At 29.2% G+C, this 1981-nt stretch carries 3 protein-coding genes; 1 reads left to right on the forward strand and 2 read right to left on the reverse strand.

Features of this window, described 5'->3' with window-relative positions; all coding sequences use genetic code 11:
* Positions 1-66: 66 nt before the first annotated feature.
* On the reverse strand, positions 67-1044 hold the full coding sequence (gene trxB / locus SVN78_10630; protein MDY6822060.1) for a thioredoxin-disulfide reductase: 978 nt from the start codon (positions 1042-1044) through the stop codon (positions 67-69).
* Positions 1044-1565: a hypothetical protein gene (locus tag SVN78_10635; GenBank protein MDY6822061.1), complete on the reverse strand. Its 522-nt coding sequence runs from the start codon at positions 1563-1565 to the stop codon at positions 1044-1046. Before SVN78_10635 ends, trxB begins: the two co-directional genes overlap by 1 nt.
* A gap of 158 nt (positions 1566-1723) precedes the next feature.
* Here SVN78_10635 and SVN78_10640 point away from each other — a divergent pair.
* On the forward strand, positions 1724-1981 hold a 258-nt coding region (locus SVN78_10640), incomplete at its 3' end, for a dihydrodipicolinate synthase family protein (GenBank protein MDY6822062.1).

The following is a 1981-nucleotide window of genomic DNA, read 5'->3' on the forward strand; positions in this document are numbered from 1 at the left end:
TCTGTAGCTGCAAATAGCTGTATTAAAGGGATAAATATAAATATAAATATAAGTATAAATATTATTTTATTTTTTAACTGTAATCTCTGAGAAATCATCAATATAATTCTCCGCTAATTTAGCTGAAACAGCACCATCAGCAGTAGCAGTTACTATTTGGTTAATATTGCTTTTCCTCACCCTTATATCACCAGCAGCATATATACCCTCAATATTGGTTTTTGTTGATTCATCGGCATTAATAAAGCCCTCATCATCTAATTCAAGCAAATCCTTATAAGCTTCTGTCTCAGCAAATCTTCCAATATATATAAATACTCCATCTACATCTAAATTTGATTGTTTGTCTTTAACTTTATCATAAAGGGTTAGTTGTTCTACCTTATTTTCACCTGCTATTTCTTTTACTACGCTATTCCATATGAATGTTATTTTGTTATTTTTGAATGCTTTCTCTTGTAATCCCTTTGAGGCTCTTAGAGCATCCCTTCTGTGGATAATATACACTCTTTCAGCAAACCTTGTAAGATAGGTTCCTTCTTGAATAGCAGCATCACCACCGCCAACTACTGCTACAGTCTTATTTTTGTAAAAGGCACCATCACAGGTTGCGCAAAAGGAAACACCTCTGCCATAAAATTTTTCTTCCCCTGGAACACCTAAGTGTTTTGGCTGTGAACCCCCTGCTATTATAACTGCTTTAGCTTTTATTAATCTGTCATTTTCTATATAAATATATTTATAGTTATTTTTAACCTCTAATTTCTTGCACTGACCATATTTTATCTGTACTCCAAATCTAACTGCTTGTTCACAGAAGAGATTGCCTAGCTCACTTCCTGTGATACCTTTTGGAAAGCCAGGGTAGTTCTCAATAAATTCAGTTGATGAGACTTGTCCGCCTGGGAAATTCTTTTCTAAAACTAAAGTGTTTAAAAGATCTCTTCCAGCATAAATTGCTGCTGTTAAACCAGCAGGACCTGCACCTATTATTACTAAATCATATTTTTCTTTTAAATTATCTAAATTAAAAAAATCTTCCATTAAAAACTCCTTATATATGTTTTTATTTTATCAATTGATGGAACCTTTGATTGATATATAACAATGTTGTCTGTATTTAACAAGTAAAAATGTGGAAAACTTCTAACTTTATAATCATGTGATACTTTGTCTATATCTACTATATAAGTTATATCTTTTAGTGGGCTTAGATGATCTTTAGTATTTAATTTATTTCTAATTATTTTTGGGTCTTGTTTTATATCGTATATAATAATAGGGTATAGGTAATTAGTGTCAATTAATCTTAATTCTCTTATAAATTTTAGGTAATGTTTTGTAAACATAGTGTTATCACTAAAAAAAACTAATGCCTTTGGTAGGTTAATCTCATTTAAAGTAAATTTTTTCCCCGAGAGCGTTTCAAAAATAATATTTGGTGCGTTAGTACCAATTTTTAAAGGGTTATTATATCTATAATTAAATAAATAATAGAAGGCTATAGCAACTAATATTAGTATAATTAATGATTTTGGACTAAATAATCGGTAATTAGAAAACATTATTTATTTTTATCGTATTAACTTAATACTAAATATAGATATATTTTGACTTTTTAAAAGAATATTTACGAATCTTTTGTTGAGAAAATAATCTATTAAAGGTAGAATATTATAAACTAAGTTGTTGCAAAGTTATCTAAAAAATATAGGGGTAAGAGATGTTAGAGGGCGTTATTACACCCGTTATTACACTTTTTGATAGTAATAAAGAAATTGATTTTAGTGCAAATGAAAAACTTATTGATAGGTTAATTGATGCAAAAATAAATGGTATCTTACTCTTAGGTAGTACAGGCGAGTTTCCTTATATGGATACTAATGAAAAATCTTCATTTATAGAGAGGGGACTTAAATATATTAATAAACGTGTCCCTACAATTGTTGGGGTATCAAGTACTATCTTGGAAGAGACCTAT

The organism is Deferribacterota bacterium (assembly GCA_034189185.1).
In the GTDB taxonomy this organism is placed as follows: domain Bacteria; phylum Chrysiogenota; class Deferribacteres; order Deferribacterales; family UBA228; genus UBA228.

What these genes read in the sequence shown, in the direction of transcription:
- SVN78_10635 (MDY6822061.1), bottom strand. Translation starts at nt 1,565, where the DNA reads ATGTTTTCTAATTACCGATTATTTAGTCCAAAATCATTAATTATACTA.
- trxB (MDY6822060.1), bottom strand. Translation starts at nt 1,044, where the DNA reads ATGGAAGATTTTTTTAATTTAGATAATTTAAAAGAAAAATATGATTTA.